The following is a 25,509-nucleotide window of genomic DNA, read 5'->3' as shown; positions in this document are numbered from 1 at the left end:
CGGCGACCGCGACCCAGCCATTGCCTCCGGATTTCGCCGCGCGGATCGTGAGCTGGCAGCGCAGCCACGGGCGCAGCCAACTGCCGTGGCAGAACACGCGCGACCCGTATCGCGTGTGGCTGTCGGAAGTGATGCTGCAGCAGACGCAGGTGTCGACGGTGCTCGGTTATTTCGCGCGCTTTCTCGAACGCTTTCCCGACGTGAAGGCTCTCGCCGCGGGCACCGAGGACGAGGTGTTCGGCCTGTGGAGCGGGCTGGGCTACTACAGCCGCGCGCGCAACATGCACCGCTGCGCGCAGGAAGTCGTCGCGCGATTCGGCGGGGAGTTTCCGCGCACCGCTGCAGAACTCGTCACGCTGCCGGGCATCGGGCGCTCCACCTCGGCGGCCATCGCGGCCTTCTGCTTCGGCGAGCGAGTGGCGATCCTCGACGGCAACGTCAAGCGCGTGCTCACGCGCGTGCTCGGCTTCGCGGGCGACATGTCCTCGGCGGCGCAGGAGCGCGCGCTGTGGGATCTGGCGACGCAACTGCTCCCGCCTGCGAATGACAGGGAAGCCATCGCGTCTTACACGCAGGGCGTGATGGACATGGGCGCCACGGTCTGCCTGCCGCGCAAGCCGAGCTGCATGATCTGCCCTGTGCAGAAGAGTTGCGTGGCCTTGCGCGAAGGCGCGCCGGAGCGTTACCCGGTCAAGACGCGCAAGCTCAAGCGCAGCGCGCAGTCGCTGTGGGTGCTGCTGGCGCGCGATGAGCAAGGGCGCGTGTGGCTGGAGAAGCGGCCGGCGAAGGGCATCTGGGCCGGGCTCTACTGCCTGCCGGTGTTCGACAGCCGCGAAGAACTTCTTGCTGCCTTGCCGGCCGCAAGGCGCGGAGTGCATGACTTGCCGGCCTTCGTGCACGTGCTGACCCACAAGGACCTGCACCTGCACCCTGTGCGGATCGACGGCGGCCAGCCACAGGGCGAGGCCGCGCGCTGGTTCGAAGCGGATGAATGGAGCCGGCTGGGCCTGCCGGCTCCGATGCGCAAGCTGCTGGAAGGCGGCGAGGCTTAGCCAGCCAGCCAACCCGCCCCTGGCTGGTCAGCCCGCGTCGAGTTCGCGGTGCCTCTTCAACGCACCCCAGCGCGCGCCGAACGAACGCGCCAGTTGCTCGACCAGGAACACCGAGCGGTGCTGCCCGCCGGTGCACCCGATGGCCACCGTCACGTAGCTGCGATGGTCGCGCGCCAGCGCGTCGAGCCAGTGCGCCAGGAACTGCTCGATGTCGTCGTACATGCGCGCCACGTCGTCGTGCTCGCGCAGCCATTCGATCACCGGCTCGTCGCGGCCGGTGAGCGGGCGCAGCGCGGGCACGTAGTGCGGGTTGGGCAGCATGCGCACGTCGAATACGTAGTCGGCATCCAGCGGCACGCCGCGCTTGAAGGCGAAGGATTCGAACACCAGCGTGAGCGGCGTCTGCGGCGCGGAGATCAGCGACTTGATGTAGCTCTGCAGCTGCGCCGGCCGGATCAGGCTGGTGTCGATCACGTCGGCGCCGTCGCGCAGGTCGGCCAGCAGTTCGCGTTCGAGCTCGATGGCCTGGGTCAACACCCGGTGCTGCTCGGGCACGTCGGTGCGGCCTTCCTGGCGCGAGAGCGGATGGCGGCGGCGGGTTTCGGAATAGCGGCGCAGCAGCGCATCGGTGGTCGCGTCGAGGAAAAGCGAGCGCAGCGAGATGCCGCCGTCGCGGCGCAGCGCCTCGAGCTGCTGTGGAACGATGGGCAGCGAGACGCCGCTGCGCACGTCCATGGCAATCGCCACGCGCGTGGCCTGCTGCTCGTGCTGCAGCGCGATGAACGAGGTCAGCAGCTCGGGCGGCAGGTTGTCGACGCAGTAGTAGCTCGCGTCTTCCAGTGCATGCAGGGCGACCGACTTGCCGGAGCCCGACATGCCCGTGATGAGCACGAGGGCGAGGCTCATTGCACCGTCGCCGAGGTCTTGTGGCCGAGCATCTCGCGCGCGTGCGCGAGCGAGGTCTGCGAGACTTTTTCGCCGCCCAGCATGCGGGCGATTTCCCTGGCGCGGTTGTCGTCGTCGAGGCGAGATACGCCGCTCTCGGTGCGCGGTCCGTCGCCGCCGGTGGCCGCTGTCTGGCGCTTGGCCACCACCAGGTGATGGTCGGCGCAGGCTGCCACCTGCGGCAGGTGGGTCACGGCGAGCACCTGGCGGTCGCGGCCGAGTTGCTTCATCAGTCGGCCGACGGTCTCGGCGACCGCGCCGCCCACGCCGGAATCGACCTCGTCGAAGATCAGCGTCTGCGCCGCGCCGAGCTGGCTGGTGGTGACCGCAATGGCCAGCGCGATGCGCGAAAGCTCGCCGCCCGAAGCCACCTTGCCGATGGCGCGCGGCGTGCTGCCGGTGTGGCCCGCCACGAGGAAGGCCACCTCTTCGAGGCCGGCGCGGCCCGGCTGCGCGAGTGGCTGCAGCTCGACCTCGAAGCGCCCGCCCTGCATGCCCAGGCCCTGCATCGCGTCGGTGACGGCCTGCGAGAGGCGGGGTGCCGCCTGCTTGCGGATCTTGCCCAGCGCCTTGGCTTCCTTCATGTAGGCCTGCTGCGCGGCCTCTTCGGTACGCTCCAGGCCTTCGAGATCGCTTTGCGCGTCGAGCGCCTGCAACTCGGCCTGCCAGCCGGCCAGCAGCGCCGGCAGCTCGGCCGGCGGGCGCTTGTAGCGGCGCGCGAGCGACATCCACAGGCCCATGCGCTCGTCGAGCTCGGCGAGGCTCTGCGGATCGGCGTCGGCATCGCGCAGGTAGCCGTGCAGCGTGTGAGCGGCGTCGGAGGCCTGGGCCACGCACGAGGCGAGCACTTCGCCCAGCGCGCGGAACTCGGGCTCGATGTGCTCGCAGTTCTGCAGCAGCGTGGCCGCGCGCTGCAGCGCGGAGAGGGCGCCGTTGTCGTCGTCTTCCAGCGCCTGGCTGGCGCCCTGGGCCGCGTCGATCAGCGCCTGCGCGTTGGAGATGCGCGAGTGATTGGTGGAGAGCTCTTCCCACTCGTCGGCACCCGGTGCGAGCTTGGCGACTTCGGAAATCTGCCATTGCAGCCGCTCACGTTCGCGCTGCAGCGAGTCCTGCGCCGAGCGGGCGTGTTCGAGCGTGGAGAGCGCCTGCCGCCAGGCCTGCCATGCGGCGTCCAGCGCATCGGTGCGCGCGCCCGCGTAGGCGTCGAGCAGGCCGCGCACCGCCTCGGGCCGTGTCAGGCTCTGCCAGGCGTGCTGGCCGTGGATGTCGAGCAGGCGATCACCCAGTTCGCGCAGTTGCGTGGCGGTGGCGGGGCTGCCGTTGATCCAGCCTCGGCTGCGGCCCTGCAGGTCGACGGTGCGGCGCAGCAGCAGTGCGTCACCGCGCTCGAAGCCGCCTTCGTCGAGCCAGCTGTCCAGGGCCGGGTCGGCGTCGAATTCGGCGCTCACGTCCAGGCGCTCGGCGCCTTCGCGCACCGCGCCGGCATCGGCCCGGTTGCCCAGCGCCAGTTGCAGCGCGTCGATCAGGATGGATTTGCCCGCGCCTGTTTCACCGGTCAGCACGGTGAAGCCGCCGGACAGGTCGAGTTCGAGTGATCGCACGATCACGAAGTCGCGCAGTGCGATGCGTCGCAATGCCATCTCAGTTGTTCCTCCAGGTTCCGGGCAGGGGGCGTTGTGCGAATTTGTAGGGTTCGAGCTGTGAAACACCGCGGAACCGGCTTTGCCGGGCCGCCGGTGTTGCCCCCTGCAAGGGGGTTGGCGAAGCGACACGAAGTGCGCGCAGCCTGGGGGTGTGCTTCATTCAGGAGCCTCCCTCGTTCCAATGAAGTTTCTTGCGCAGCGTGTCGAAATAGCTCCAGCCGCGCGGATGCAGGAAGCGCACGCGGAAATCGGAGCGGCGCACCACCACGCGGTCGCCGATGGCGAGCGAGGCGAGCGACTGCATGTCGAAATTGGCGCTGGCGTCGCGCCCGCCGACCAGCTCGATGACGATCTCGTCGGCGTCGGGCAGCAGCACGGGCCGGTTGGAAAGCGTGTGCGGCGCGATCGGCACCAGCACCCAGCCCGGCACCGCGGGGTGCAGCAGCGGGCCGCCGGCCGATAGCGCGTAGGCGGTCGAGCCCGTCGGCGTGGCGATGATCAGGCCATCGGCGCGCTGGTTGGCCACGAAATGGCGGCCCACCGACACGCGCAGCTCGACCATTCCGGAGGTGGCGCCGCGGTTGACGACCACGTCGTTCATGGCGAAGGCATCGAACACCGAGGCGCCGTCGCGCACGACCTTGGCCTGCATCAGGCTGCGGTGGTCTTCCTCGTACTCGCCGGCCAGCATCGGAATCAGCGTGGCCTGGTAGTTGTCGAGCGGGATGTCGGTGATGAAGCCCAGCCGGCCGCGGTTGATGCCGATCAGCGGAATGCCGTAGCTCGCGAGCTGCCGGCCGATGCCCAGCATGGTGCCGTCGCCGCCGACCACCAGGCCGAGGTCGCAGCGCTGGCCGATTTCCTCGACGGTGAGGGCGGCGTAGCGCGGATGGGCGGGGGCGCCGGCATCGGCTTCCTCGCACGTCGGCCGCTCGACATAGACCGTGCAACCCTGCGATTCCAGAAAGGCTCCGATGCCTTCCATGACGCTGTCGCGCGCATCCGCCTGCGCCCGGGCGCCGGAAGCCTGGTATTTGCCGATCAGGGCGACGTGACGAAAGCGTGAGGTCATATCTCACAAATTACAACACTAAAATCTTGCAATGCTGGACGACCGTGCCAAGTTGCTGCTCAAGACGCTCGTCGAGCGCTACATAGCCGATGGGCAGCCCGTCGGGTCGCGTACGTTGTCGCGCTCCTCGGGGCTCGATCTGTCGCCGGCGACCATCCGCAACGTCATGTCCGACCTGGAGGCGCTGGGGCTGATCGCCAGCCCGCACACCTCGGCCGGGCGCATTCCCACGCACCGCGGCTATCGCCTCTTCGTCGACACCATGCTGACGGCACAGCGCGAGCAGATGACCGCGCCCAGCCTCGCGCCCGACCAGCCGCAGAAGGTGATCGCCAATGCGGCGCACCTGCTGTCGAACATGTCGCAGTTCGTGGGCGTGGTGATGGCGCCGCGGCGTGCGTCGGTGTTCAAGCAGATCGAGTTCCTGCGGCTGTCGGAGAAGCGACTGCTGGTGATCATCGTCTCGCCCGATGGCGACGTGCAGAACAGGGTGATCTTTCCGGAGGCCGATTACTCGCAGTCGCAGTTGGTCGAGGCCTCGAACTACATCAATGCGAACTATGCCGGGCTGACCATCGAACAGGTGCGCGACCGGCTGCAGTCCGAGATAGAAAAGCTGCGCGGCGAGATCGCCACTCTGATGCAGGCGGCAGTGCAGGTCAGCTCGGAAGTGCTGACCGAGGCGCAGGAGGACGACGTCGTCATCTCCGGCGAGCGCAACCTGCTGGCGGTGAGCGATTTCTCCAGCGACATGGGGCAACTGCGCCGCGCCTTCGAACTCTTCGAGCAGAAGGCCCAGCTGATGCGGTTGCTCGACGTATCCAGCAAGGCCGAGGGCGTGCGCATCTTCATCGGCGGCGAGAGCCAGGTGGTGCCGTTCGAGGAGCTCTCCATCGTCAGCGCCAACTACGAGGTCGACGGGGAAGTCGTGGGTACGCTCGGCGTGATCGGACCGACTCGCATGCCGTATGAGCGCATGATCCAGATTGTCGACATCACGTCGCGCCTGGTGACCAATGCGCTGAGCCATCGCAAGTAGGCCCGGTTGCGCGAATAGAATCGTGCCGCGTGGGCCGTTAGCTCAGTTGGTTAGAGCAGCGGACTCATAATCCGTTGGTCGCTGGTTCAAGCCCAGCACGGCCTACCACCCTCCCTTCGGCGATTCGATATTGCAACGTCTTGCCATGCTTTCGGGGAGCAGCCAAAAATCAGGCTATAATCGAAAGCTTCGCGGCTGTAGCTCAGCTGGATAGAGTACTTGGCTACGAACCAAGGGGTCGTGGGTTCGATTCCTGCCAGCCGCACCATCTTGAAAATGCCCGGAAGATTCGTCTTCCGGGCATTTTTCTTTTTTAGTCTTTCGCTCCAATTAACCCGAATAGTTCGGGAATGGCCATTAAAGCGGGCTATAATCGCAAGCTGTGCGGCTGTAGCTCAGCTGGATAGAGTACTTGGCTACGAACCAAGGGGTCGTGGGTTCGATTCCTGCCAGCCGCACCACTATAAAGAAAGCCCGCAACGCGAGTTGCGGGCTTTTTTCTTTTGGAGGTTTGGCGTGAACAAGGCATTCACCAAGGAAACGGATTCCGACGCAGACGACGACGGCGCCGACGGTGCCTCGCCTCCGCTTCCTGCGGGCGGCAAGAACTACATCACCCCCGAAGGCTACGCGCGCCTGCGCGACGAGCTGCTGCAGCTGATGGACGAGGAGCGCCCGAAGATCGTCGAGACCGTCCATTGGGCCGCCAAGAACGGCGACCGCTCGGAGAACGGCGACTACCTCTACGGCAAGAAGCGCCTGCGCGAGATCGACCGGCGCATCCGCTTCCTCACCAAGCGCCTCGAAATCGCGGAGGTCACCGATCCGTCGGTGCACCATGGCCGCGATCAGGTCTTCTTCGGCGCCACCGTCCTCTATGCCGACGAGACCGGCGATGAACGCAGCGTGACGATCCTCGGCATCGACGAAGCGGAAAGCGCGAAGTCGCAGGTCAGCTGGATCTCGCCGATCGCCCGGGCGCTGCTGAAGTCGCGCGAAGGCGATGTCGTGAAGCTGGTCACGCCCGGCGGGGCGCACGATGTAGAGATCCTGTCCGTGAGCTACCCGGCGCCGCGCCCGGCCGGAGCTTCGTAGCCCGGCCCGGCAGGGCCATCGGGTCAGGGCGCGGGAATCGTCCTGGAAGCGGTCAGCACCGATGCCGTGCGCCGCGCCGCCCGCAGCACCGCATCCAGATGCGCACGGTCGCGCACCGCGATCACGAAGCGCAGATCCGTCGAATCCTGTGGAGTCTCGTCGGCCATTTCCACGTGCGTGATGTCGGCTTCCGCATCGGCCAGCGTCGCCGCGACGCGCGCCAGCACGCCCTTGTCGTTGCGCACGGTGATGACAACCCCGGTCTCGAACGCACGCGTGGGCTCGTCCGCCCACTCGACGGCGAAGAAGCGTTCGCTGTCCTTGTGGCGCAGCCGCTGGCCGACGCCGCATTCTTCCGTGTGCACCACCAGGCCTTCGCCATGGCCGAGATACCCGACGATCGAGTCGCCGGGAATCGGCCTGCAGCACAGCGCAAAGCGCACCGACGAGTTCTCGCTGCCGTCCAGCGTGACCGCGCCCTGCGACACCGTTTCGTGCGAGATGAAGCGCTCGCGGCTCAGCAGCAGCGCGTCGGGCCGCTCGCCCAGTTCGGTCAGCATCGCTACCAGCCGCTTGGCGACGATGCTTGCAATGCGCTTGCCCAGGCCGATATCGGTCAGCAACTCGGAGCGCGTGCGGTTGCCGGTGAAGCGCAGCAGCTTCTCCCACAGCGCCTGGTGCTCTTCGTCTTCCTCGGGCAGCTTGCTCAGCCCCTCGGCGCGCAGCGCTTGAGCGAGCAGCTTTTCACCCAGCCCTTCGGACTCGGCATGCGCCAGCGTCTTCAGGTAGTGGCGGATCTTCGAGCGCGCGCGGCCGGTGCGCACGAAGCCCAGCCAGGCCGGATTGGGCGTGGAAACCGGCGCGGTGATCACTTCGACCACGTCGCCGTTCTTGAGCTCGGTGCGCAGGGGCACCTGGTCGCCGTTGATGCGCGCGGCCGAGGTGTGGTCGCCGATGTTGCTGTGGATGGCGTAGGCGAAATCAACCACCGTCGCCCCGCGCGGCAGCGCCATGATCTGGCTCTTGGGCGTGAAGACGTAGACCGCGTCGGGAAACAGGTCGACCTTGACATGGTCCCAGAACTCGGCCGCATCGCGCGTCTCGTCCTGGATGTCGAGCAGCGACTGCAGCCACTTGGTGCCCAGCCGGTCGTTGCTGGCCGCATTCGGCTCGGCCGCCTTGTAGAGCCAGTGGGCGGCCACGCCCGATTCGGCCACCACGTGCATGGCCTCGGTGCGCAGCTGGAACTCGACGCTCACGCCGGCCGGACCCACGAGCGTGGTGTGCAGCGACTGGTAGCCGTTGAGCTTGGCGATCGCGATGTGGTCCTTGAACTTGCCCGGCAGGGGCTTGTACATCTGGTGCAGGATGCCGAGCCCGGTGTAGCAGGCGATCACGTTCGGCACGATCAGGCGGAAGCCGTAGATGTCGGTCACCTGGGCGAAGCTCAGGTGCTTTTCTTCCATCTTGCGGTAGATGGAATAGAGCGTCTTCTCGCGGCCGGCGATCCGCAGCATCATCCCGGCGGCGGAAAAGGCGGCCTCGACCTCCTTCTGCACTTTCTGGATCAGGTCTCGCCGGCGCCCGCGGGCCTTGGCGACGGCCTTGGACAGCGTTGCATAACGCCACGGTTTCAGATGCCGGAACGACAGCTCCTGCAGCTCGCGGTAGGTCTGGTTCAGCCCCAGTCGGTGCGCGATGGGCGCGTAGATGTCGAGCGTTTCGCGCGAGATCCGGCCCCATTTCTCACGCGGTGCATCGGCCAGCGTGCGCATGTTGTGCGTGCGGTCCGCCAGCTTGACCAGGATGACGCGCACATCGCGCGCCATGGCCAGAAGCATCTTGCGGAAGGACTCGGCCTGGTTTTCCTCGCGGGTGTTGAACTGCAGCTTGTCGAGCTTGGTGAGCCCGTCGACCAGTTCGGCGACCGGGGCGCCGAAGCGCTCGATGAGCTCAGGCTTGGTGACGCCGCAGTCTTCGATGGCGTCGTGCAGCAGGGCGGCCATCAGTGCCTGGGCGTCGAGCTTCCATTCGGCGCACTGCGCCGCCACGGCGATGGGGTGGGTGATGTACGGCTCGCCGCTGTTGCGCAGCTGCCCCAGGTGCGCCTCGTCCGCGAAGCGGTAGGCGCGGCGGACCAGTTCGGTGTCTTCGGGGCTCAGGTAGTCCAGGCGAGCGGTGAGTGCGGCGAAGCTCGCTGCGGCCGCGTTCAGCGCCGCCGGGCTCGGCTTCGGCGTGCCTTTGGGGGCATGGGACTGAGATTTGGCGACCGCGCTCATGCCTACCACTTTAGCGTGACCGATGTGTGCACGCGTCCGGACATAAAAAAAGCACCGCTTTGCGGTGCCTTTTCGTTGCAGGGCTGCGTCAGATCAGCCCGGCACCTTCTTGAGCATTTCGAGGCCGATCTTGCCTTCGGCGATCTCGCGCAGGGCGGTCACTGCCGGCTTGTTCTTGCTCTCGATCTTGGGTGCGTGGCCCTGGCTCAGCATGCGCGCACGGTAGGTGGCGGCCAGGACGAGCTGGAAGCGGTTCGGAATGTTGACGAGACAATCTTCGACGGTGATGCGGGCCATGATGAGGATCTTTCGGTCGGTCTGGTGAGCGGCGGGCTCGGAAATCAGGGGATGTTCAGTGCGGCGAAGGTGTCGGCACGCGCTCGGCGTTGTGCGGAATACCGAAGCCGCTGAGCGTGGACGATCGCCTTGAGATCGAAAAGTGCCCGCTCAAATAACTCGTTGATTATAACGAAGTCGAATTGCCCGGCCTGGGCCATCTCTTCGGCGGCGTTCTTCAGGCGCAATTCGATGACCGAGGCGCTGTCTTCCCCGCGCCGTTCGAGCCGGGAGCGCAGTTCTTCCCAGCTGGGCGGCAGGATGAAGATCATGACCGCATTGGCGAAGGTCTTGCGGATCTGCAACGCGCCCTGGAAGTCGATTTCCAGGATCACGTCGGCCCCCTGGGCGATGCGGTCCTCGACGGCCTTCTTCGACGTGCCGTAGCGGTGGCCGTGCACATGGGCCCATTCCACGAAGCCGTCGGCCGCGATCATGGCGTCGAACTCCGTCGGCGAGGCAAAAAAGTATTCGCGGCCGTGCTTTTCCTGTCCGCGCGGCGACCGGGTCGTGTGCGACACCGAAGGCTGCACCGCCGAATCGAGTTCCATCAGCGCCTTCACCAGGCTCGACTTGCCCGCGCCGCTGGGCGCCGCCACCACGAAGATATTGCCGGGGTAGTCCATTCTCTCGCTCGTCTTCGTCGTCATTCGATGTTCTGGACCTGCTCGCGCATCTGCTCGATCAGGACCTTCATGTCCACGCCGATGCGCGTGAGTTCCAGCGCCGCAGACTTCGAGCCCAGGGTGTTGGCCTCGCGGTGCAGCTCCTGGATCAGGAAGTCGAGGCGCTTGCCGATCTCGCCGCCCTTCTTGAGCAGGCGCTCGATCTCGTCGAGATGCGAGTTCAGCCGGGTGAGCTCTTCCGCCACGTCGATGCGGATGGCGAACGCGGTCGCTTCGGTCAGTGCACGGTCTTGAGCAGCCTCGGGCGGCGTGCCGCCCGTTCCGGCGCTCAGGCCCATGGCTTCCTGCCAGCGCTCCAGGAACCGGGTGCGTTGCTGTTCGACCAATTGCGGAACCAGCGGACCGGCCTGCTGCACCAGGGTGCGCAGTTGCGCGAGGTGGGCTTCGAGCATCTTGGCCAGCCGGGCGCCTTCGCGCTGGCGGGCCGAGATCAGGCCTTCGAGCGCCTTGCCTGTCACGTCGAGCAGGTCGGGGCCCCAATCGCCGCGCGTGGCGCTGTCGCCGCCGGCCAGGCGCAGCACGTCGGCCACGCTGAGTTCGCGTGCGCCCGGCAGCCATGCCTTGATGCTGTCCTGCACGCCATTGAGCCGCTGCAGCAGCTTGACGGAGGGTTCGACCACGCCCGAGGAAGAGGTGCTTTCGATGGCGGCGCGCACTTCGACCTTGCCGCGCTTGAGCTTGGCCGTGAGCAGTTCGCGCAGGGCGGTTTCGTGCTGGCGGAGTTCTTCCGGCAGCTTGAAGGTGAGATCGAGGAAGCGGCTGTTGACCGAGCGGATTTCAACCCCGAGCCGGCCCGCGGCGGAAGGCCGTGCTTCGGCTTCGGAGTGGCTGCCTGCGGGCCCGTTCTGGCCGCTGGCGTAGCCGGTCATGCTGTAAACTGGCATTGCGCCTCACTGTGGTTTTGCTTGCATGCTCCGAGGCGCCGGCACGGCGTTCGCTTGCCGCACCATCGCCTTCGGGCGAAACTCCCGGATTATGTCAAAGGTCAAGCCTACGCCCCTGCCGCCCGATACGGTCATTGGTGGTTACCGCGTTGTACGCCGGCTTTCCGCGGGCGGTTTCGGGGTCGTCTACCTCGCCATCGATTCCAGCGGCCAGCAGGTGGCCATCAAGGAATATCTGCCGTCGTCGCTGGCCACGCGGGGTCCGGGCGAGCTTGCGCCACAGGTGCCGCCGGAGAAACTGTCGCTGTACCGGCTGGGCCTGAAGAGCTTCTTCGAGGAAGGGCGCTCGCTGGCGCAGATCTCGCACGCGTCGGTGGTCAGCGTGCTCAATTTCTTCCGCGAGAACGAGACCGTCTACATGGTCATGAATTACCTGGAGGGCGCGACCCTGCAGGATTTCGTGGTCACGGCGCGTGACCTGAAGAAGCAGAAGGTGTTCCGCGAGTCGACCATCCGTTCGCTCTTCGACGAGATCCTGCGCGGCCTGCGCATCGTCCACCAGTACAAGATGCTGCACCTGGACATCAAGCCGGCCAACATCTTCGTCACCGACGACGACCGCGCCGTGCTCATCGACTTCGGCGCCGCGCGCGAAGTGCTCAGCAAGGAAGGCATCTTCATCCGCCCGATGTACACCCCAGGCTTCGCCGCCCCCGAGATGTACCGGCGCGATTCGTCCATGGGCCCCTGGACCGACATCTACGCCATCGGCGCCTGCATCTACGCCTGCATGCAGGGCTATCCGCCCAACGACGCGCCCCGTCGCATCGAAAAAGACCGCCTCAGCCTGTCGCTCTCGCGGCTGCGCGGCGTCTACTCCGACAACCTGATCGAAGTGGTCGAGTGGTGCATGTCGCTCGACCCGCTGTCGCGCCCGCAGTCGGTCTTCGCGCTGCAGAAGGAGCTCAGCCGCGAGGGCGAGCGCCGCTACACCAAGCTCACGGTGGGCGAGAAAGTGCGCCTGTCGATCGACAACATCCGCTCCTTCGACAAGAAGGCCCTGCCCAAGGCTGCCGCGCCGACCACGCGCCCTGCATGACATCATGAAATTCTCCGTCTTCCAGGTCAGCCGCAAGGGCGGGCGTCTCAAGAACGAAGACCGCATGGGCTATTGCTACACGCGGGAATCGGGGTTGTTCGTGCTGGCCGACGGCATGGGAGGCCACCCGGAAGGCGAAGTGGCGGCGCAGCTCGCGCTGCAGACCATTGCCGCGCTCTACCAGCGCGAGGCGCGCCCGATGGTGAAGGACGTGAAATCCTTCCTCGCCGAATCGGCCATGGCTGCGCATCAGCAGATCATGCGCTACGCGAGCCACAAGGCCATGCTCGACACGCCGCGCACCACCGTCGTGGCGGCCGTGCTCCAGAACAACGCCGCCACCTGGATGCACTGCGGCGATTCGCGCCTGTACGTCGTGCGCGACGGCCGCCTGCTGGTGCGCACGCGCGACCATTCGCACGCCGAACGCCCGAAGCCGCATGGCTCCGACATGCCCGTCAACCGCAACCTGCTGCTGACCTGCCTGGGCTCGCCGACCACGCCGCTCTTCGACGTTTCGGCGCCGCTGCAGCTGCAGCGCGGCGACCGCATCATGCTGTGCTCGGACGGCGTCTGGGGCGTGCTCGACGACGAACTCATCGTGCACACGCTTTCCTCCGGCAAGCCCGTGTCCGACGCTGCCCCCGACCTCGCCGAGATGGCCCTGCGCAAGGGCGGCTCCCACAGCGACAACGTCACGCTCATCGCGCTCGAATGGGAAATGCCCGACAGCGCGGACGACCGCAGCGGCGTTTCCACCGAGACCATCGAGGACGGCGTCTTCGCCTCGACCATCCAGGCCGGCATGCCCTCCGACAACGAGATCGACGACCTCGACGAGGACGCCATCGAGCGCTCCATCGCCGAGATCAACGAAGCCATCCGCAGATCGGCGGCGCGCAAGACCTGAGCGCGGCCTTCTTTCTTTTTTCTTTTCCGGTTCCCGAACAATGACTGCTTTCACACGAAGCGGCGGCCGCGCCGCCGACCAGCTGCGCCCGGTGCGCATCACCCGCGGTTTCACCATCCACGCCGAAGGCTCCGTGCTCATCGAGTTCGGCCAGACCCGCGTGCTGTGCACCGCCTCCGTCGAGGAAAAAGTGCCGCCGCACAAGAAGGGCAGCGGCGAAGGCTGGGTTACGGCCGAATACGGCATGCTGCCGCGCGCCACCCACACCCGCAGCAGCCGCGAGGCCGCCAAGGGCAAGCAGACCGGCCGCACGCAGGAAATCCAGCGTCTCATCGGCCGCTCGATGCGCGCCGTGTTCGATCTCGCCGCGCTCGGCGAACGCACCATCCACCTCGACTGCGACGTGCTGCAGGCCGACGGCGGCACGCGCACCGCGGCCATCACGGGCGCCTTCGTCGCGGCGCAGGATGCCGTCAACAAGCTGCTGGCCTCGGGCGCCATTGCCGCATCGCCCGTCAAGGGGCACGTGGCGGCCATCTCGGTCGGCATCGTCGGCGGTACGCCGCTGCTCGACCTGGAATACACCGAAGACTCGGCCTGCGACACCGACATGAACGTCGTCATGACGGGCGCCGGCCATTTCGTCGAAGTGCAGGGCACGGCCGAAGGCGTGGCCTTCACGCGCGAAGAAATGAACATCCTGCTCGGCCTGGCCGAGAAGGGCATCGGCGAACTCGTGGAACTGCAGAAGCAGGCACTGCTCTCCAACTGACGCATCCACTGGCGAATTCATGAAACTGGTTCTGGCTTCCAACAACGCGGGCAAGCTCGCCGAACTCCAGCAACTGTTCGCGGAGCTCGCCGTCACCCTCGTGCCGCAGTCGGCGCTGGGGGTGAGCGAGGCTGAAGAACCCTTCCGTACCTTCGTCGAGAACGCGCTGACCAAGGCGCGCCATGCCAGCGCCGCCACCGGCCTGCCGGCCATCGCCGACGACGCCGGCCTGTGCGTCGATGCCTTCGGCGGCCTGCCGGGCGTCGATACCGCCTACTACGCCACGCAGTTCGGCTACGCCAAGGGCGACGCCAACAACGTGAAGGCCCTGCTCGAGCAGCTCGACGGCGTCGCCAACCGCCGCGCCGCGCTCGTCAGCACGCTGGTCGCGCTGCGCAGCCACGACGACCCCGAGCCGCTCGTCGCCGTGGGCCGCGTGGTCGGCGAGATCGCTCCCGCGCCCATCGGCGACAACGGCTTCGGCTTCGACCCCGTCATGTACCTGCCGTCCTTCGGCAAGACCTTCGCGCAGCTGACGTCCGAGGTGAAGAATGCCAACAGCCACCGCGGCCGCGCGGCACAGGCCATGCTGGTGCTGATGCGCGAGCGCTGGTTCTGACCGGCGGTCGATAGATGGCTACCACCTTCCCGATTCAGCCGGCGCAGCCCGCCGGCGCGCAGCACGCCAACGACGTCCTGCACTGGATGCGCCCCGGCCCGCTGCAGCTCAGCGCGCTGCCGCCGCTGTCGCTGTACATCCACCTGCCGTGGTGCCTGCGCAAGTGCCCGTACTGCGACTTCAATTCGCACGAATGGCGCGCCGCCAGCGCGGCCGACATCGACGGCATTCCCGAAGCCGCCTACATCGACGCGCTGGTGGCGGACCTCGATGCCGCCTTGCCGCTCATCTGGGGCCGCAGCGTCCACACCATCTTTATCGGCGGCGGCACGCCCAGCCTGTTCTCGCCGCAGGCCATCGACCGCCTGCTGAGCGACGTGCGCGCACGCCTGAAGCTCACGCCCGATTGCGAGATCACGCTCGAGGCCAACCCCGGCACCTTCGAGCGCAACCGCTTCCGTGCGTACCGCTCGGCCGGCGTCACGCGCCTGTCGGTGGGCGTGCAGAGCTTCAACGACGAGCACCTGAAGGCGCTGGGCCGCGTGCACGACCGCGCGCAGGCCATCGCCGCGCTCGAGGAAGCCGCGAGCGCCTTCGACACCTTCAATCTCGACCTGATGTACGCGCTGCCGGGCCAGACCCTCGAAGACCTCGAGACCGACCTCTCGCAGGCCCTGTCGCTCGCGCCGCCGCACCTCTCGGTCTACCACCTGACCATCGAGCCCAACACCTGGTTCGCCAAGTTTCCGCCGACGCTGCCCGAGGACGACATCGCCTACGCCATGCTCGACCGCATCACCGAGCGCACCAGTGCCAGCGGCATGTCGCGCTACGAGATCTCGGCCTATGCGCGCGAGGGGCACCAGTGCGCGCACAACCTCAACTACTGGCAGTTCGGCGACTATCTCGGCATCGGCGCCGGCGCGCACAGCAAGCTGAGCTTCGCGCACCGCATAGTGCGGCAGGTGCGTTTTCGCGAACCGCGCCTGTATATGGATAACGCACGCGCCGGCGCCGCCGTGTCGCAGAGCGACGAAGTGGCGCTGGCAGACCTGCCGTTCGAATTCATGCTGAATGCGCTGCGGCTGAAACAGGGCTTCACGCTGCCGCAGTTCAGCGAACGCACCGGGCTGGCGATGACGTCGATCCAGCGCGGCCTCGAAGAGGCCGAGCGCAAGGGCCTCATTGCCCGAGACCTGTTCCGCGTATGGCCGACCGAGCGCGGCCTCGACTTCCTGAGCGACCTGCAGGCCATGTTCCTGCCCGACGAGGAGTAGGGCGCCACGGTCGGCATAAAATCGCCGGCTCCGGAGAGTTGGGTGAGTGGTTTAAACCAGCAGTCTTGAAAACTGCCGACGTGAAAGCGTCCGTGAGTTCGAATCTCACACTCTCCGCCAGGAATAACTTTTTTCACGCACCGAAACGCGCCTCAGGGCGCGTTTTTCATTGGGGGAATGCCTATACTTGGCCGCCCCAAGCGACCGTAACACGCCGTGAAAGTGCTACGGGGATGGCCTGTTGGATGGCCGGTAGGAAGCAATGCCCAAGCGATCTCGTGAACTGTCTGCGCTGGAAGTGGGGCGCCTGAGGGAAGAGGGCGATCACAACGTCGGCGGCATCCCAGGCCTGTACCTTCAGATCATCGACGGCTCGCGCTCGTGGATTCTTCGCTTCAAGTTCGGGGCACGACGGCGGCGCATGGGCCTTGGCAGCTTTCCGGCGGTGCCGCTCGCGCAGGCGCGAGAGCGGGCACGGGAGGCCCACAAGCTGCTCGATGAAGGGGTGGACCCCATCGAAGCGCGCGACGCCGTCAAAAAGGCTGCCTTGGCTTCTCAAGCTCGGGCGTTGACCTTCAAGGTCGCCTGCGAGCGCTTCATTGCAGCGAAAGAGTCCGAATGGCGTAACCCAAAGCATCGGCAGCAGTGGGAAAACACGCTAGAGACATACGCTGAGCCCGTGATCGGACAGCTCGACGTTTCGGCTATCGGCCAGGATGAGGTTTTGCGCGTGCTCGATCCGATCTGGCGCACCAAGACCGAAACAGCCAGCCGTCTGCGAGGCCGGATAGAGCAGGTGCTCGACTGGGCGAAGACGCGTGGCCATCGGCAGGGAGAGAACCCGGCCGCATGGCGCGGGCACCTGGACAAGCTGCTGCCCAAGCCAGAGAAGATCGCGAAGGTGAAGCATCACCCGGCGGTGCCGGTCGCGAAGGTGGCCGACGCGGTTGCGGCACTCCGGGCGGTCGAAGGGGTGAGCGCGCAGGCCCTTCTCTTTCAGGTGCTGACGGCAGGCCGTTCTGGGGAAATCAGGGGCGCGCGCTGGCCAGAGTTCGACCTTGAGGCCGGGCAATGGGATGTGCCAGCCGAACGGATGAAGGGAAAGAGGCCGCACCGGGTGCCGCTCTCCACGCAGGCCATCGAACTGCTTAAATCGATGCCCCGCTACGAGCAGTGCGATCTGGTGTTTCCCGGCCGGAAGATGCAGCCGCTATCGGATATGTCGCTGACCGCGTGCATGCGGCGGCTGAACTTTCTGGATGCAGCCGGCCGGGTTTGTGTGCCGCACGGCCTTCGGTCGACCTTTCGAGATTGGGCCGCAGAGCACACCCACTATCCGCCTGAGATGGCCGAGATGGCCTTGGCGCACGCTATCGAAAGCAAGGTGGAAGCGGCCTACCGCCGCGGCGACATGCTCGCCAAGCGCCTTGCGATGATGCAAGACTGGGCCGACTACTGCATGCCGGCGCCCCCGCCGAAGCGGAAGCGCCGGAGGTCCTAGTCGTCGCTGGAAGAGCTGGTGGTGGACGCCACCGGCCGTTCTTCAAGCCAAGAGTCGACCTCGGCCGCGACCCAGCCAACGGCACGCGGGCCGAGTTGCCGCGGGCGTGGAAACCTCTCGCTGGACATCCAGCGCCGCAGCGTGGTTTCTGAGATCCCGAACTTCGCAAGCACGATGTTCTTGCGATAGATCAGCGGGGCGGCTCCTGCGGTCGTACGCGAACTCTGACTGCTAGATGCGGAAAGAACCTGCTTTGTGCTCATGTCTGCCCTCCCAAATCGAGCTGTACGGGGCGGCTTCGCTCTTGAGCGAAGATGCTCTCGAGCGCTTCCTCGATGCGCCGGCACGCGATGTCGAAGTACTGCAGGCTCTGCTCGCACCCGATGAACCGGCGGCCCAGCTTGAGTGCGGCCACGCCGGTGGTGCCCGAGCCCATGAACGGATCCAGAACCAAACCGCCCGGCTCACAGATCTCGACCATGTCGGCCATCAGCGCTACCGGCTTCTGCGTCACGTGCTCGCGATCGGTTGGGGCGTGGTATTCGTAGAAGCCAGGCAGGCACCCGACGCCGCGATCGACTGGCATCGGCCCCGCTGAACCCCAGACTACGTACTCGGCGGCTGAGGTGAAGCGCCCCATCTGCGGCCGCGGCGACTTCTTCACCCATGGCACCACTCCGCGCCACACCCACCCACCGGCCTGCAGGTAGTCGGACGAGACAGGCAATTGCCGCCAGTCCGAGAAGAACGCCGCAGGGGCGCCGGGCTTCGATGCACGAAGCGCAGCCGCTGACCAGAGCGTCGACCAGAAATGGAATGACCGTTGATCGCGGTTGTCGCCACCAAAGTCCGACGTCTTCTCATGGTTGCCGGATCCGGTGCTGAGGTACTTGGCTTTCGTGTCCAGCGCGCGATCGCCACGGAAGGCGCCGCCGCTGGAGTAAGGCGGATCGGTGATGACGGCGTCGGCCGTTCCAGGCATGAGAGCCTGCAGTACTTCGAGGGCTTCGCCGTGGTACAGCGTGGCGCCGCCGATGGTTTCGACGCGCATCAAGCACCGCCTTTCTCGGCGATGCCGGCGTCTGCGTAGATCTCTGCGCCGGCCACGTCGGTGAGTCGCGCCACGCCATCGCGTATCCGCGCCGCAATGTAGTCGCCGCTGGAGATGTGCTCCACCCCGATGCCGGGATTCGCGATCAGCAGGGCGCTCGCCTCGTTGGCCGCGTCAGACAGCACGCCGGCTTGCGCCGCCTGCCATGCGTCGTCGATGCCGAGCTGGATCACCGTGCGCAGCGCGGCGTGCAGCCGCTTCGCCTGCGGGAGACCGGGTGCGACCGCGGCGGCGATCTCGGCTCCAATGCCGATCACCCATCCCAGGTGCGAGAGAAGATCGCGCGCCGGCTCGCCGTCGGCCGTCATGTAGACGGCGATGCTGACGGTGGTCATGTGACTGGCCATCCTCGCTTTCGCGACCGCGGTTGCGACCGGATGGCTGTGGCACGGTTCGCCACTGTTGCGGCGAAGGCGGTTCCTCGCGCGCCTCACAGCAGCAGCTCCAGCAGATCGATGGTCGGCAGGGCGGCGACAGCCTGTCCGACCCGTGCCGCAGCGGCCAAATCTGCGGCGTCGAGGTCGCGACCGGACGCTTTCCTGATGACGTCGACCAGCTCGCCCTGGTTGCGACTGTCGAGGTTGCGACCCGCCCACATCAGCGCGTCGCTGGTCGACAGGTCTTTCAGTTCGAACGCCTTGCCGGTGGCATAGCTGGGGCCATGGCCTGGACGGTCGGACTCGGCCAGCATCTTCACGATGTGCTGCGCGAGCGGGCACAGCTTGGGAGACTTCTTCCGCATCGTTCAGCCCTCCGCCCGAGCCGCGATTCGAATCGCCTCGATGCACCGGCGTGCGCCGAGGTACTGGTACCCGTGGGCCTGCGTCACCACCGTGTGATAGCCGTTGGCATGAAGCCCCGCCCGCAGCTGGGTCTGGTGGTAGTTCGCGACGTTCTCGCAGATGGCCAGCGCGGCTTCGTGGCTGACACTTGTCACGGCGCACGAGGCCCAGGCGTCAGCCTCATCGGCGGCCAGCACTACGCGGTTGAGGAACTGGCTTACGAACTCGTCGGCACTGCCCTTGAAGCTGAATTGCTCCGGCATGCTCTCGGCACCTTCCGCCAGCGTGACCAGCAGTCCCAGCGCGCTCGCGACGTGGTGCTCGAGCAATGCGCCCTTGCTTTTCGACCAGCCGGGCAAGAGGTGGATCCGGTCGCACGTCACCAGTTGCGCGATGTCGGCACGCATGCAGGCGCTCCAGCCCATGTTCGGGTCGACGTTGATCTCGGCTGGGTTGATGACTTCGAGGCCGGCGACTCGCAGGGCCCTGGCCTCGGCATGGAACGCCGGGAAGTTGAGTTCAGCGTAGCCGGTCATTGGGCCTGCGATGTAGACGCGGCCGGCGCGCAGGGAGTTGGGTGCGGCGGTCAATGCGCGAGGCCTCCCGTCAGGCCCAGGGCGAGCAGTGCCAGCGTGGCCAGCGCGCAGCCCACCAGCGTGATGCGATCGGCGATGCGCGCCGCGCGCGCCTTGCGCCTGGCTCGCTCCTCGATGGTCTTCACGGCCTGGATGTCGTGGTGGTTGAGGCGATGCGCGTTCATGCGGCCCTCCGTTGCTGCACGGCGGCGAGGCGCACGACGGTCGAGGGGAACATGTCGGCCTGCTGCACCGGCCGCGCGTCGACGCGGCGCGGCTTGCGCCGGCCGGTGGCCTGGGCTTCGAGCAGGCCGCGCACGCGCTCGATGGTGGCGCGCACGTCGGTGGCGCAGGCGGGCAGGTAGGGCGCGGTGATGTGCACCTTGTGCGCCATCGGCGGTGCGTAGGGTTTGTGCTGCGCGATCTGGACGACGGCAGCGGTGCTGGTGCGTGGCATGGTGATGCGGCTCCGGTTGGTGGTTGAAGTGGTGGGATGCATGGGGAAACTCATCGCCCGGCCGCGGCCAGCTCGCGCATGACCGGCGCGAAGGCCTTCATGCGGGCGAGCAGGGCGTCGAGGTCGTTGGCAGGGGGCGCCGCGGGTGCGATCCGGACGCACTGGGGCATGCGGAACGTGGTTCGCTCGCCGGCGATGTGGTTGACTTGCTCGATCGGGGCGGCCGGGGTGGGCTTTCGGGGCGCCGGCGGCTCGATTTCGTCGGTGTCGTGGGCCTTTGGCCACGACAGATCGCCGCGCATCAGCAGGCGCTGCGGCTCATCGTTGAGCCGGACCGTACAGTTATTGAAACGAGTCCAAGGGCGGCCCAGCGCTTCGCGCTGGCCCTTGTCCTGCGCGGCTTCGCTCGCGCAGGAGCGCCACGCCTGCCGGCGGCTCACGAGCCAGTGCCCGACGCGTGTCTCGATGCCGACGACAGCCTTGCGGTCGATGCTCTCGCCGTAGCAGTTGGTCGTGTCCTCGGTGACGCGCACGGCGGTGCGAAGTGCCCATTCGCGCCGCCTGCGGCACATGCCGCCCTGGGCGCGGACGTAGCCCTCCCACGAGGCCTGAATTGCGCCTTGCTTGTGGCAGGCCCACCATGCCTTCACTGCGGCGGCGTCGCCCAGGTCGAGGCGCATCTGCGCGTGGTCGATCTGGTCTTTGGTGACGCGGCGCATTTCGCGCCACACCGTCACGCTGGGCTGTCCGATGGCTTGGAACTGGCGAATGCCCCAGGTGCTGGCCCAGGCGTCGACGCGCTGCCAGCCCTTGAATTCGCGGGTGTCCATGATCTGCTCGACACCGTCGAGGGTGTCGGTGTGCTCACCGACGCCGGCGTCGCCGCCGTCTTCGGCGCCAATGTTCTTGGACACGTACTTCGCGACGTAGCCCGCGGCGCCGCCGCGCTCCATGGGCTTGAAGTCGCAGCGGTTGCGCAGCGCGCCGGGCTCATCGCCCGCGTCGCTGAGCCAGTAGCCGGTGATGATTTCCCGCGCTGACTGGGCCTGCTCTGGCGTGTGGAACCACAGCAGGGCATGCCAATGCGGGCACCCATCGTGATGCGGCTCGGCCACGCGAAAGCCATAGGCCGCGATGCCCTTGCGCGCCATCTTCGCGCGGGCCTTCGCCCACATGCGGCAAAGCCACTGCTGCGCATCGCGTGGCGAGTCGCCCTCGTACTTGTTGTTGCGGCTCGGCTTCGCCCAGCGCGACTTGCCGCCCGACAGCACCGCGTGGAAGCGGCTTGGGCACGTGAGCGTGAGAAACAGGCCGTGGTGCTCGTTGGCGTCCGCGAACTCTTCGCAGCCGCGAATGCGCGTCATCAGCTCGCCGCGGCGGATGTCGCGATTGCTCGGCGAGAGCGCGGCCAGCTCGGCCAGGCTGTAGACCTGGCCGGCCTCGTTGCGCATCTTCACGCGTGCCAGCAGATCGGCGTTGCGCTTGTTCTGGTCGGCGCGCCGGCGGCAGGCCTCATCGCTGGCGTACCCGCCGTTGCGGTGGTGCACCACGCCCAGCTTGATGGCCGCATGCTCAACCGTGCGCGCCACCTTGCGCCGCAGCGCGCGGCGCCACCATTGCTCTGTGATGGCGCGGGCGATCAGGCCCTCGGGCGTCTTGGAGTTGGGTTTGTCGACGCCCAGGCGCTCGCAGTAGTCGAGCACCGTGTCCAGCTTGTCCTGCAGGCTCATCGGCAGCGGGTGGCCGTTGAGCATGTCGTCGAGCGCGCTGGCGCAGCGCCGCGCGCGGGCGCACACCTCGGAGTCGCCCACGGCCCAATGCAGGATGTCCTTGTGCTCGTGCTCGAAAGCGCGCATCGCGTCGACACGCGCGAGGTTCCAGCTCAGCCAGTCGCCGCCCACGGCGCGCACCGTGGGCTTGAGCGGCATGATGGTGTCGAACGCCGGCCCCCACTGCGGCGGCAGCTCGCCGCGCATGCGCGCGTCCATTTCTCGCGCCACCCGCGCGACGTGCTGGTCGTGCGGGAGGTTGGAGCGCTGCCGCATCCAGAAGACCGGATCCGGCTTGGCGTGGCGTTTGGCGACGATGCGCATGGCGGGCCTACAAGGTCAGCGCGAAGACCGTGCGCAGGTCGTTCTGCAGCTCGCGGATGGCTTCGCCGACCGCGGTGCGCTCCAGCGGTGGCAGCTCGCGCCATGCGCGCTCGACGGCGAAGGCGATGCTGTTGATGTCGTAGCCCGCCCAGAACAGCAGCATTGCGCGCGAGCGCTTCGAGATGCCTTCCCATTCCCGCTCCGCTGCGGTGATGTTTCGGGCATGGCTCGTGCCTTGGGCGAACTCCTCGCGCAGCTCGGCCAGGCGGGCCGCGTGACGGGCATAGAACGGGTTGGGGATGCCATCTGCGATGGGTGTCGGTTTGGCCGGGCCTGGGAACGCTGGTGGTTCTGTGGGCTCGTGGGGGTGCATGCGGTCAGCGTTCGCACTCGGCGTGCTCGGCCGCTGCGTTGCCGGCGTTCAGCGGCTTGCCGGTGTCCGTGGCCGGGTGCCGGCCCTCGGTCGCGGCCGTGATGTGGCCGGCCTCGATGGCGTCGATGACCCACTGCCGCATGCACGTTGTCTCGACGGCGCGCATGCCGTGCATGAAGATCAGGACATCGCGGGAGATCTCCGAGCCGGCGGCTTCGACGTTGACCAAGCGCCAGCCGGCCGCCAGCAATGCATTCGCGACCGCGTTCTGTGTCTTGGGGTCGCGCCAGCTCGAAATCGTGTCCGCGGGTCGCAGCACCACGGCATTCACGCGCCGGCCGTAGCCGCTGATGCGGTGGCTCATGTAGCTCTGCCGCACGTCGGCGATATCGATGTAGGCGCCGTCGGCCTGGGCGGCACGCACGATGGCATCGAGTGCCGAGAGCTTGTCGGCCACGCACCGAAGGTCCGCCAGCCTGGCCGCATGGCGTTGGTGCTCCTGCAGCAGCACGCGGTCCAGCAGCGGCAGGCGCGCAGCCTCTTCGTGCGTAACCTTGGACATCTTGGGCACCTCGATGCGCTGGGCAGGCTTGTCGGTGAAGCGGCGGGCGTTGAGAGACATGACTTCGGCTCCTGTGCTGAAAAAAGGCGTGAGAAGGGCCGCACGCCTTGAAAAAGGCGCGTGGCAGGGGTTGGGCGGAAGGGAAGCGCCGCGGGGGCGCGGACTAGATCAGTCGGGCGGGGCGCCACTCATGGCGCCGCCCGTGCCCCAGTCGTTGGTGGGCGTATGCAGGTTCGCGACGTAGGTGGCTTCGTCGTCGGCGACGTTGTCTTCGTCCGCCAGCGCCAATGCGAGCTGGCCGCGGCGGATGTGGCGCGAAAGCGGCAGCGAAACGTCAGCTGCCGGAATGCTGGAGAGCACCAGCACGCGCTGAAACTCCAGCGTGGCCACGCCCGTGAAGCCGCACCGCCAGTTGCGGCAGCGGTAGGTGATCTCGCGCATGGTCTTGCTCATTGCGCGGCTGTCGCAGGCCACGCAGCGGGTGCCACAGTGCGGGCACTCGATGGTGATGCGCATGTAGCGGTTGCCGGCCTCAGCCGCCTGCTCGTGAAGGCTCTCGCTCATTGCCGCTTTCCTCCCGAGGTAACTAGACGCGGGCCGCGACGGCGGCCGGTGATGTGTTCGATGCCCTTGCGCAGCCGGGTCCGCACCAGCCATTCGATGGCCTCGGCAACGTCCGCCAGACCTTGCTCCCGGCGCACCCGGTCGAACACGTCGTGCTCGGCGTCGGTGAGTTCGATCTCTGTGGACGTCATCTTTTCGTCAGACATTCGGCGTTTGTTGCGCTGGCTTCAGGCCGCGTTGATGCGGCTGGGCTTAGCCCGCGGCGCGGGGCAGACTGGCGTCGGCCTTGGGTTCCTGGCCGAAGAAGGCGTCGGCCAGCATTTCTTCGGCCTGGCGCATGGCCAGCTCGCGGATGAGCGTCGAGGTCTGAGCGCCGGTCATCTTGGACAGGATGCGCAGCAGCTCGTCCTCGTAGTCGTCAAACCGGACGGTCTGGCGGTTGTCGCGCACGCGCTTGGGATCTGGGTACATCGTCGAAAGTCCTTCGGGCAAAGGAGGGGTATGACTGGTGCTGTGAGGTCAGGCGGCGGTGGTGCCGGCGCCGGCCTGCTCGGCCTCGTATTGCGCGAGGCCCTTGAGGTAGACGCGGCGTGCGAAGTTGCCGAGCGACCGGCCTTCACGTGCTGCGTACTGCTGTGTTCGTTCTTTTTCGGACGGGGCCAAGCGCATGGCAATCGGCGCTTCGTTGACGAGGCGGATCTCCGGCGGAAGCTCGGGGCGACCACGGCGGCGGGCGGTATGGGCCATGCGATTAATATCCGAACGGTTAAATGTGTGTGTGCGGCGGAATTTACACCCACAAAACCGCATGTGTCAAACGAAACATGTGATTTTGTGGATGTCCATCTGCGGTTTTGTGTGTGTCGGGGGTGTGCCGACGCGCCGTTCTTGAGGGGCGAATGCCTGATTTTTCTGAACGCTTGAAAGCTGAGCGCAGTCGTCTGCGGCTTTCCCAGGCCGCCATGGCCGAGGCGGGAGGTGTCGGCCTGAATTCGCAGTCGAACTACGAAAACGGCCACAGGTCGCCGGATGCTGAGTACCTGGCGCGAGTGGCGACCATCGGTGTTGACGTCACCTACTTGCTGACCGGTGTCCGCGCGCTGCCGTTGAGCGCGCCAGGAGCAAGCGATTCGTCCGACGCAACCGGTGATTCAGTGATGCGCTCGGTAACGCGTGAGGAAGCTGCGCTTTTGGACAACTACGAAGCTGCGGATGAGCGAGGTCGCGCCGCGGCACGCAGCGTTCTTAATGCGCTCACGCAATCGCAGCCGAAGAGAGCCAACGGGTAGGTTTGGACTGATCGTCGGAACGCTGATCCGTTGGGTGTTGATGGTGATGGAGGATGCTGCCGTCGACGCAGCAGAGTAGGGGGATCGATGCGAGGTATGTTCCTGGCCCTGGCGTTCGCCGGTGGAATGCTTGCGGGTTGCGGCGATTCGGATGCCCCTTCCCAGGCGGCCATCAAAAGCAAAAAGAAGCCTCTTCGCCCCGAGATGGTGGTGAAGTTAGCTCCCGGCGTCCAGATGGGATGCGTGAGCGACGCGGCGCTGACCAAGGCACTTGAGCATTCGGTGCGAGGGGAGAAATCAAAGTTCGCGGCCATGTTCAGCGAATTCAACTGCATGCAGCTCCCGAGCGATCAGAAGTACAGGTTGCTTTCTGTGGGGGTCAGCAGAGTTGAATTCACGCACGTATCGAACAAGACGGCGAGCGACGGCATGTGGGCACCTATCGAGACTTTCGAACCTGCTGACGATCAGCCGTAGCCCAGGGATCGGAAGGC

32 protein-coding genes and 4 tRNA genes are annotated in these 25,509 nt (G+C 66.7%); 15 read left to right on the top strand and 21 right to left on the bottom strand.

Going from position 1 to position 25,509, the window contains the following annotated elements:
- The first annotated feature begins 20 nt into the window (after positions 1–20).
- Positions 21–1,052 (top strand): A/G-specific adenine glycosylase, encoded by a 1,032-nt coding sequence (gene mutY, locus ABL838_RS26020; protein WP_418125913.1) that lies wholly within the window; start codon positions 21–23, stop codon positions 1,050–1,052.
- Positions 1,053–1,079: 27 nt separating this feature from the next.
- On the opposite strand, the gene rapZ is transcribed toward mutY, so the two are convergent.
- The 3 genes from rapZ to ABL838_RS26005 form a co-directional block, all read right to left on the bottom strand.
- Positions 1,080–1,958, bottom strand: a complete 879-nt coding sequence (rapZ, locus tag ABL838_RS26015) for an RNase adapter RapZ (RefSeq protein WP_418122604.1) — start codon at positions 1,956–1,958, stop codon at positions 1,080–1,082.
- Positions 1,955–3,637 carry a DNA repair protein RecN gene (recN, locus tag ABL838_RS26010; RefSeq protein WP_418122601.1) on the bottom strand — a complete coding sequence of 561 codons (1,683 nt, stop codon included), beginning with the start codon at positions 3,635–3,637 and terminating at the stop codon, positions 1,955–1,957. The genes rapZ and recN overlap by 4 nt, the downstream gene beginning before the upstream one ends.
- Positions 3,638–3,800: 163 nt before the next feature.
- Positions 3,801–4,712, bottom strand: a complete 912-nt coding sequence (locus tag ABL838_RS26005; RefSeq protein WP_126025054.1) for an NAD kinase — start codon at positions 4,710–4,712, stop codon at positions 3,801–3,803.
- 31 nt (positions 4,713–4,743) lie between these two features.
- On the opposite strand from ABL838_RS26005, the gene hrcA reads away from it, so the two are divergent.
- The 5 genes from hrcA to greB all read left to right on the top strand — a co-directional run bounded on the left by hrcA (position 4,744) and on the right by greB (position 6,846).
- On the top strand, positions 4,744–5,751 hold the full coding sequence (hrcA, locus tag ABL838_RS26000; protein WP_126025053.1) for a heat-inducible transcriptional repressor HrcA: 1,008 nt from the start codon (positions 4,744–4,746) through the stop codon (positions 5,749–5,751).
- Positions 5,752–5,782: 31 nt separating this feature from the next.
- A tRNA-Ile gene (locus ABL838_RS25995) sits at positions 5,783–5,859 on the top strand.
- An 83-nt stretch (positions 5,860–5,942) separates the two neighbouring features.
- Positions 5,943–6,019: transfer RNA gene (locus ABL838_RS25990), tRNA-Arg, on the top strand.
- A 116-nt stretch (positions 6,020–6,135) separates the two neighbouring features.
- A tRNA-Arg gene (locus tag ABL838_RS25985) sits at positions 6,136–6,212 on the top strand.
- A 55-nt stretch (positions 6,213–6,267) separates the two neighbouring features.
- A complete protein-coding gene (gene greB, locus ABL838_RS25980) occupies positions 6,268–6,846 on the top strand; it encodes a transcription elongation factor GreB (RefSeq protein ID WP_369660915.1) in 579 nt (192 codons plus the stop codon).
- Positions 6,847–6,869: 23 nt separating this feature from the next.
- Here the strand turns inward: greB and ABL838_RS25975 are convergent, their stop codons facing one another.
- From ABL838_RS25975 to ABL838_RS25960, 4 genes are all read right to left on the bottom strand, one after another.
- The gene (locus ABL838_RS25975) at positions 6,870–9,125 is read right to left on the bottom strand and encodes a RelA/SpoT family protein (RefSeq protein ID WP_418122600.1); all 2,256 of its coding nucleotides are present in this window, start codon (positions 9,123–9,125) and stop codon (positions 6,870–6,872) included.
- A gap of 93 nt (positions 9,126–9,218) precedes the next feature.
- Complete coding sequence (gene rpoZ, locus ABL838_RS25970) at positions 9,219–9,422, bottom strand: DNA-directed RNA polymerase subunit omega (protein WP_007835875.1); 204 nt, start codon at positions 9,420–9,422, stop codon at positions 9,219–9,221.
- Positions 9,423–9,466: 44 nt separating this feature from the next.
- Entirely contained in the window at positions 9,467–10,087 is a 621-nt protein-coding gene (gene gmk / locus ABL838_RS25965) for a guanylate kinase (RefSeq protein ID WP_093209718.1), read from the bottom strand.
- 20 nt (positions 10,088–10,107) lie between these two features.
- A complete protein-coding gene (locus ABL838_RS25960; RefSeq protein WP_126025050.1) occupies positions 10,108–11,031 on the bottom strand; it encodes a YicC/YloC family endoribonuclease in 924 nt (307 codons plus the stop codon).
- A gap of 91 nt (positions 11,032–11,122) precedes the next feature.
- On the opposite strand from ABL838_RS25960, the gene ABL838_RS25955 reads away from it, so the two are divergent.
- The 7 genes from ABL838_RS25955 to ABL838_RS25925 all read left to right on the top strand — a co-directional run bounded on the left by ABL838_RS25955 (position 11,123) and on the right by ABL838_RS25925 (position 17,209).
- Positions 11,123–12,130 (top strand): serine/threonine protein kinase, encoded by a 1,008-nt coding sequence (locus tag ABL838_RS25955; protein WP_126025049.1) that lies wholly within the window; start codon positions 11,123–11,125, stop codon positions 12,128–12,130.
- A 4-nt stretch (positions 12,131–12,134) separates the two neighbouring features.
- On the top strand, positions 12,135–13,040 hold the full coding sequence (locus ABL838_RS25950; RefSeq protein WP_126025048.1) for a PP2C family protein-serine/threonine phosphatase: 906 nt from the start codon (positions 12,135–12,137) through the stop codon (positions 13,038–13,040).
- 40 nt (positions 13,041–13,080) lie between these two features.
- Positions 13,081–13,812 carry a ribonuclease PH gene (rph, locus tag ABL838_RS25945; RefSeq protein WP_418122599.1) on the top strand — a complete coding sequence of 244 codons (732 nt, stop codon included), beginning with the start codon at positions 13,081–13,083 and terminating at the stop codon, positions 13,810–13,812.
- Positions 13,813–13,831: 19 nt separating this feature from the next.
- A complete protein-coding gene (gene rdgB / locus ABL838_RS25940) occupies positions 13,832–14,431 on the top strand; it encodes an RdgB/HAM1 family non-canonical purine NTP pyrophosphatase (RefSeq protein WP_418122596.1) in 600 nt (199 codons plus the stop codon).
- A gap of 14 nt (positions 14,432–14,445) precedes the next feature.
- Positions 14,446–15,708 (top strand): radical SAM family heme chaperone HemW, encoded by a 1,263-nt coding sequence (gene hemW / locus ABL838_RS25935; RefSeq protein ID WP_418122594.1) that lies wholly within the window; start codon positions 14,446–14,448, stop codon positions 15,706–15,708.
- A 32-nt stretch (positions 15,709–15,740) separates the two neighbouring features.
- A tRNA-Ser gene (locus tag ABL838_RS25930) sits at positions 15,741–15,828 on the top strand.
- Positions 15,829–15,970: 142 nt separating this feature from the next.
- On the top strand, positions 15,971–17,209 hold the full coding sequence (locus ABL838_RS25925) for a tyrosine-type recombinase/integrase (protein ID WP_418122592.1): 1,239 nt from the start codon (positions 15,971–15,973) through the stop codon (positions 17,207–17,209).
- On the opposite strand, the gene ABL838_RS25920 is transcribed toward ABL838_RS25925, so the two are convergent.
- The 14 genes from ABL838_RS25920 to ABL838_RS25855 all read right to left on the bottom strand — a co-directional run bounded on the left by ABL838_RS25920 (position 17,206) and on the right by ABL838_RS25855 (position 24,473).
- On the bottom strand, positions 17,206–17,472 hold the full coding sequence (locus ABL838_RS25920) for a helix-turn-helix transcriptional regulator (RefSeq protein WP_418122590.1): 267 nt from the start codon (positions 17,470–17,472) through the stop codon (positions 17,206–17,208). The genes ABL838_RS25925 and ABL838_RS25920 overlap by 4 nt on opposite strands.
- Positions 17,469–18,260, bottom strand: a complete 792-nt coding sequence (locus tag ABL838_RS25915) for a DNA-methyltransferase (protein ID WP_418122588.1) — start codon at positions 18,258–18,260, stop codon at positions 17,469–17,471. Before ABL838_RS25915 ends, ABL838_RS25920 begins: the two co-directional genes overlap by 4 nt.
- Positions 18,260–18,655, bottom strand: a complete 396-nt coding sequence (locus tag ABL838_RS25910; protein ID WP_418122587.1) for a hypothetical protein — start codon at positions 18,653–18,655, stop codon at positions 18,260–18,262. Before ABL838_RS25910 ends, ABL838_RS25915 begins: the two co-directional genes overlap by 1 nt.
- 95 nt (positions 18,656–18,750) lie before the next feature.
- On the bottom strand, positions 18,751–19,062 hold the full coding sequence (locus ABL838_RS25905) for a hypothetical protein (protein WP_418122585.1): 312 nt from the start codon (positions 19,060–19,062) through the stop codon (positions 18,751–18,753).
- A gap of 3 nt (positions 19,063–19,065) precedes the next feature.
- Positions 19,066–19,692: a DUF4406 domain-containing protein gene (locus ABL838_RS25900; protein ID WP_418122583.1), complete on the bottom strand. Its 627-nt coding sequence runs from the start codon at positions 19,690–19,692 to the stop codon at positions 19,066–19,068.
- On the bottom strand, positions 19,689–19,862 hold the full coding sequence (locus ABL838_RS25895) for a hypothetical protein (protein WP_418122581.1): 174 nt from the start codon (positions 19,860–19,862) through the stop codon (positions 19,689–19,691). Before ABL838_RS25895 ends, ABL838_RS25900 begins: the two co-directional genes overlap by 4 nt.
- A complete protein-coding gene (locus ABL838_RS25890; RefSeq protein WP_418122579.1) occupies positions 19,859–20,134 on the bottom strand; it encodes a hypothetical protein in 276 nt (91 codons plus the stop codon). Before ABL838_RS25890 ends, ABL838_RS25895 begins: the two co-directional genes overlap by 4 nt.
- Positions 20,135–20,184: 50 nt before the next feature.
- The gene (locus tag ABL838_RS25885) at positions 20,185–22,227 is read right to left on the bottom strand and encodes a replication endonuclease (protein WP_418122578.1); all 2,043 of its coding nucleotides are present in this window, start codon (positions 22,225–22,227) and stop codon (positions 20,185–20,187) included.
- A gap of 7 nt (positions 22,228–22,234) precedes the next feature.
- Positions 22,235–22,600: a hypothetical protein gene (locus ABL838_RS25880; protein ID WP_418122577.1), complete on the bottom strand. Its 366-nt coding sequence runs from the start codon at positions 22,598–22,600 to the stop codon at positions 22,235–22,237.
- A gap of 4 nt (positions 22,601–22,604) precedes the next feature.
- On the bottom strand, positions 22,605–23,222 hold the full coding sequence (locus ABL838_RS25875; protein ID WP_418122576.1) for a hypothetical protein: 618 nt from the start codon (positions 23,220–23,222) through the stop codon (positions 22,605–22,607).
- Positions 23,223–23,330: 108 nt separating this feature from the next.
- Positions 23,331–23,726: an ogr/Delta-like zinc finger family protein gene (locus ABL838_RS25870; RefSeq protein WP_418122575.1), complete on the bottom strand. Its 396-nt coding sequence runs from the start codon at positions 23,724–23,726 to the stop codon at positions 23,331–23,333.
- On the bottom strand, positions 23,723–23,932 hold the full coding sequence (locus ABL838_RS25865; RefSeq protein ID WP_418122574.1) for a hypothetical protein: 210 nt from the start codon (positions 23,930–23,932) through the stop codon (positions 23,723–23,725). Before ABL838_RS25865 ends, ABL838_RS25870 begins: the two co-directional genes overlap by 4 nt.
- 46 nt (positions 23,933–23,978) lie before the next feature.
- Positions 23,979–24,197 carry a hypothetical protein gene (locus ABL838_RS25860; protein WP_126182919.1) on the bottom strand — a complete coding sequence of 73 codons (219 nt, stop codon included), beginning with the start codon at positions 24,195–24,197 and terminating at the stop codon, positions 23,979–23,981.
- Between the two features lie 48 nt (positions 24,198–24,245).
- Entirely contained in the window at positions 24,246–24,473 is a 228-nt protein-coding gene (locus tag ABL838_RS25855) for a hypothetical protein (RefSeq protein WP_418122572.1), read from the bottom strand.
- A gap of 152 nt (positions 24,474–24,625) precedes the next feature.
- Between ABL838_RS25855 and ABL838_RS25850 the strand changes: the two genes are divergently transcribed.
- The gene (locus tag ABL838_RS25850) at positions 24,626–25,015 is read left to right on the top strand and encodes a helix-turn-helix domain-containing protein (protein WP_418122570.1); all 390 of its coding nucleotides are present in this window, start codon (positions 24,626–24,628) and stop codon (positions 25,013–25,015) included.
- 96 nt (positions 25,016–25,111) lie between these two features.
- Complete coding sequence (locus ABL838_RS25845) at positions 25,112–25,492, top strand: hypothetical protein (RefSeq protein ID WP_418122569.1); 381 nt, start codon at positions 25,112–25,114, stop codon at positions 25,490–25,492.
- Positions 25,493–25,509 lie beyond the last annotated feature (17 nt).

It is taken from the genome of Variovorax sp. 160MFSha2.1 (genome assembly GCF_048305075.1).
GTDB classification, from domain to species: Bacteria; Pseudomonadota; Gammaproteobacteria; order Burkholderiales; family Burkholderiaceae_C; genus Variovorax; species Variovorax guangxiensis.
This window is presented reverse-complemented; position numbering and strand designations above follow the sequence as displayed.

What these genes read in the sequence shown, in the direction of transcription:
- rapZ (WP_418122604.1), bottom strand. Translation starts at nt 1,958, where the DNA reads ATGAGCCTCGCCCTCGTGCTCATCACGGGCATGTCGGGCTCCGGCAAG.
- recN (WP_418122601.1), bottom strand. Translation starts at nt 3,637, where the DNA reads ATGGCATTGCGACGCATCGCACTGCGCGACTTCGTGATCGTGCGATCA.
- ABL838_RS26005 (WP_126025054.1), bottom strand. Translation starts at nt 4,712, where the DNA reads ATGACCTCACGCTTTCGTCACGTCGCCCTGATCGGCAAATACCAGGCT.
- hrcA (WP_126025053.1), top strand. Translation starts at nt 4,744, where the DNA reads ATGCTGGACGACCGTGCCAAGTTGCTGCTCAAGACGCTCGTCGAGCGC.
- ABL838_RS25975 (WP_418122600.1), bottom strand. Translation starts at nt 9,125, where the DNA reads ATGAGCGCGGTCGCCAAATCTCAGTCCCATGCCCCCAAAGGCACGCCG.
- rpoZ (WP_007835875.1), bottom strand. Translation starts at nt 9,422, where the DNA reads ATGGCCCGCATCACCGTCGAAGATTGTCTCGTCAACATTCCGAACCGC.
- gmk (WP_093209718.1), bottom strand. Translation starts at nt 10,087, where the DNA reads ATGGACTACCCCGGCAATATCTTCGTGGTGGCGGCGCCCAGCGGCGCG.
- ABL838_RS25960 (WP_126025050.1), bottom strand. Translation starts at nt 11,031, where the DNA reads ATGCCAGTTTACAGCATGACCGGCTACGCCAGCGGCCAGAACGGGCCC.
- ABL838_RS25955 (WP_126025049.1), top strand. Translation starts at nt 11,123, where the DNA reads ATGTCAAAGGTCAAGCCTACGCCCCTGCCGCCCGATACGGTCATTGGT.
- ABL838_RS25950 (WP_126025048.1), top strand. Translation starts at nt 12,135, where the DNA reads ATGAAATTCTCCGTCTTCCAGGTCAGCCGCAAGGGCGGGCGTCTCAAG.
- rph (WP_418122599.1), top strand. Translation starts at nt 13,081, where the DNA reads ATGACTGCTTTCACACGAAGCGGCGGCCGCGCCGCCGACCAGCTGCGC.
- rdgB (WP_418122596.1), top strand. Translation starts at nt 13,832, where the DNA reads ATGAAACTGGTTCTGGCTTCCAACAACGCGGGCAAGCTCGCCGAACTC.
- hemW (WP_418122594.1), top strand. Translation starts at nt 14,446, where the DNA reads ATGGCTACCACCTTCCCGATTCAGCCGGCGCAGCCCGCCGGCGCGCAG.
- ABL838_RS25925 (WP_418122592.1), top strand. Translation starts at nt 15,971, where the DNA reads ATGCCCAAGCGATCTCGTGAACTGTCTGCGCTGGAAGTGGGGCGCCTG.
- ABL838_RS25920 (WP_418122590.1), bottom strand. Translation starts at nt 17,472, where the DNA reads ATGAGCACAAAGCAGGTTCTTTCCGCATCTAGCAGTCAGAGTTCGCGT.
- ABL838_RS25915 (WP_418122588.1), bottom strand. Translation starts at nt 18,260, where the DNA reads ATGCGCGTCGAAACCATCGGCGGCGCCACGCTGTACCACGGCGAAGCC.
- ABL838_RS25910 (WP_418122587.1), bottom strand. Translation starts at nt 18,655, where the DNA reads ATGACCACCGTCAGCATCGCCGTCTACATGACGGCCGACGGCGAGCCG.
- ABL838_RS25905 (WP_418122585.1), bottom strand. Translation starts at nt 19,062, where the DNA reads ATGCGGAAGAAGTCTCCCAAGCTGTGCCCGCTCGCGCAGCACATCGTG.
- ABL838_RS25895 (WP_418122581.1), bottom strand. Translation starts at nt 19,862, where the DNA reads ATGAACGCGCATCGCCTCAACCACCACGACATCCAGGCCGTGAAGACC.
- ABL838_RS25890 (WP_418122579.1), bottom strand. Translation starts at nt 20,134, where the DNA reads ATGCCACGCACCAGCACCGCTGCCGTCGTCCAGATCGCGCAGCACAAA.
- ABL838_RS25885 (WP_418122578.1), bottom strand. Translation starts at nt 22,227, where the DNA reads ATGCGCATCGTCGCCAAACGCCACGCCAAGCCGGATCCGGTCTTCTGG.
- ABL838_RS25880 (WP_418122577.1), bottom strand. Translation starts at nt 22,600, where the DNA reads ATGCACCCCCACGAGCCCACAGAACCACCAGCGTTCCCAGGCCCGGCC.
- ABL838_RS25875 (WP_418122576.1), bottom strand. Translation starts at nt 23,222, where the DNA reads ATGTCTCTCAACGCCCGCCGCTTCACCGACAAGCCTGCCCAGCGCATC.
- ABL838_RS25870 (WP_418122575.1), bottom strand. Translation starts at nt 23,726, where the DNA reads ATGAGCGAGAGCCTTCACGAGCAGGCGGCTGAGGCCGGCAACCGCTAC.
- ABL838_RS25865 (WP_418122574.1), bottom strand. Translation starts at nt 23,932, where the DNA reads ATGTCTGACGAAAAGATGACGTCCACAGAGATCGAACTCACCGACGCC.
- ABL838_RS25860 (WP_126182919.1), bottom strand. Translation starts at nt 24,197, where the DNA reads ATGTACCCAGATCCCAAGCGCGTGCGCGACAACCGCCAGACCGTCCGG.
- ABL838_RS25855 (WP_418122572.1), bottom strand. Translation starts at nt 24,473, where the DNA reads ATGGCCCATACCGCCCGCCGCCGTGGTCGCCCCGAGCTTCCGCCGGAG.
- ABL838_RS25850 (WP_418122570.1), top strand. Translation starts at nt 24,626, where the DNA reads ATGCCTGATTTTTCTGAACGCTTGAAAGCTGAGCGCAGTCGTCTGCGG.
- ABL838_RS25845 (WP_418122569.1), top strand. Translation starts at nt 25,112, where the DNA reads ATGTTCCTGGCCCTGGCGTTCGCCGGTGGAATGCTTGCGGGTTGCGGC.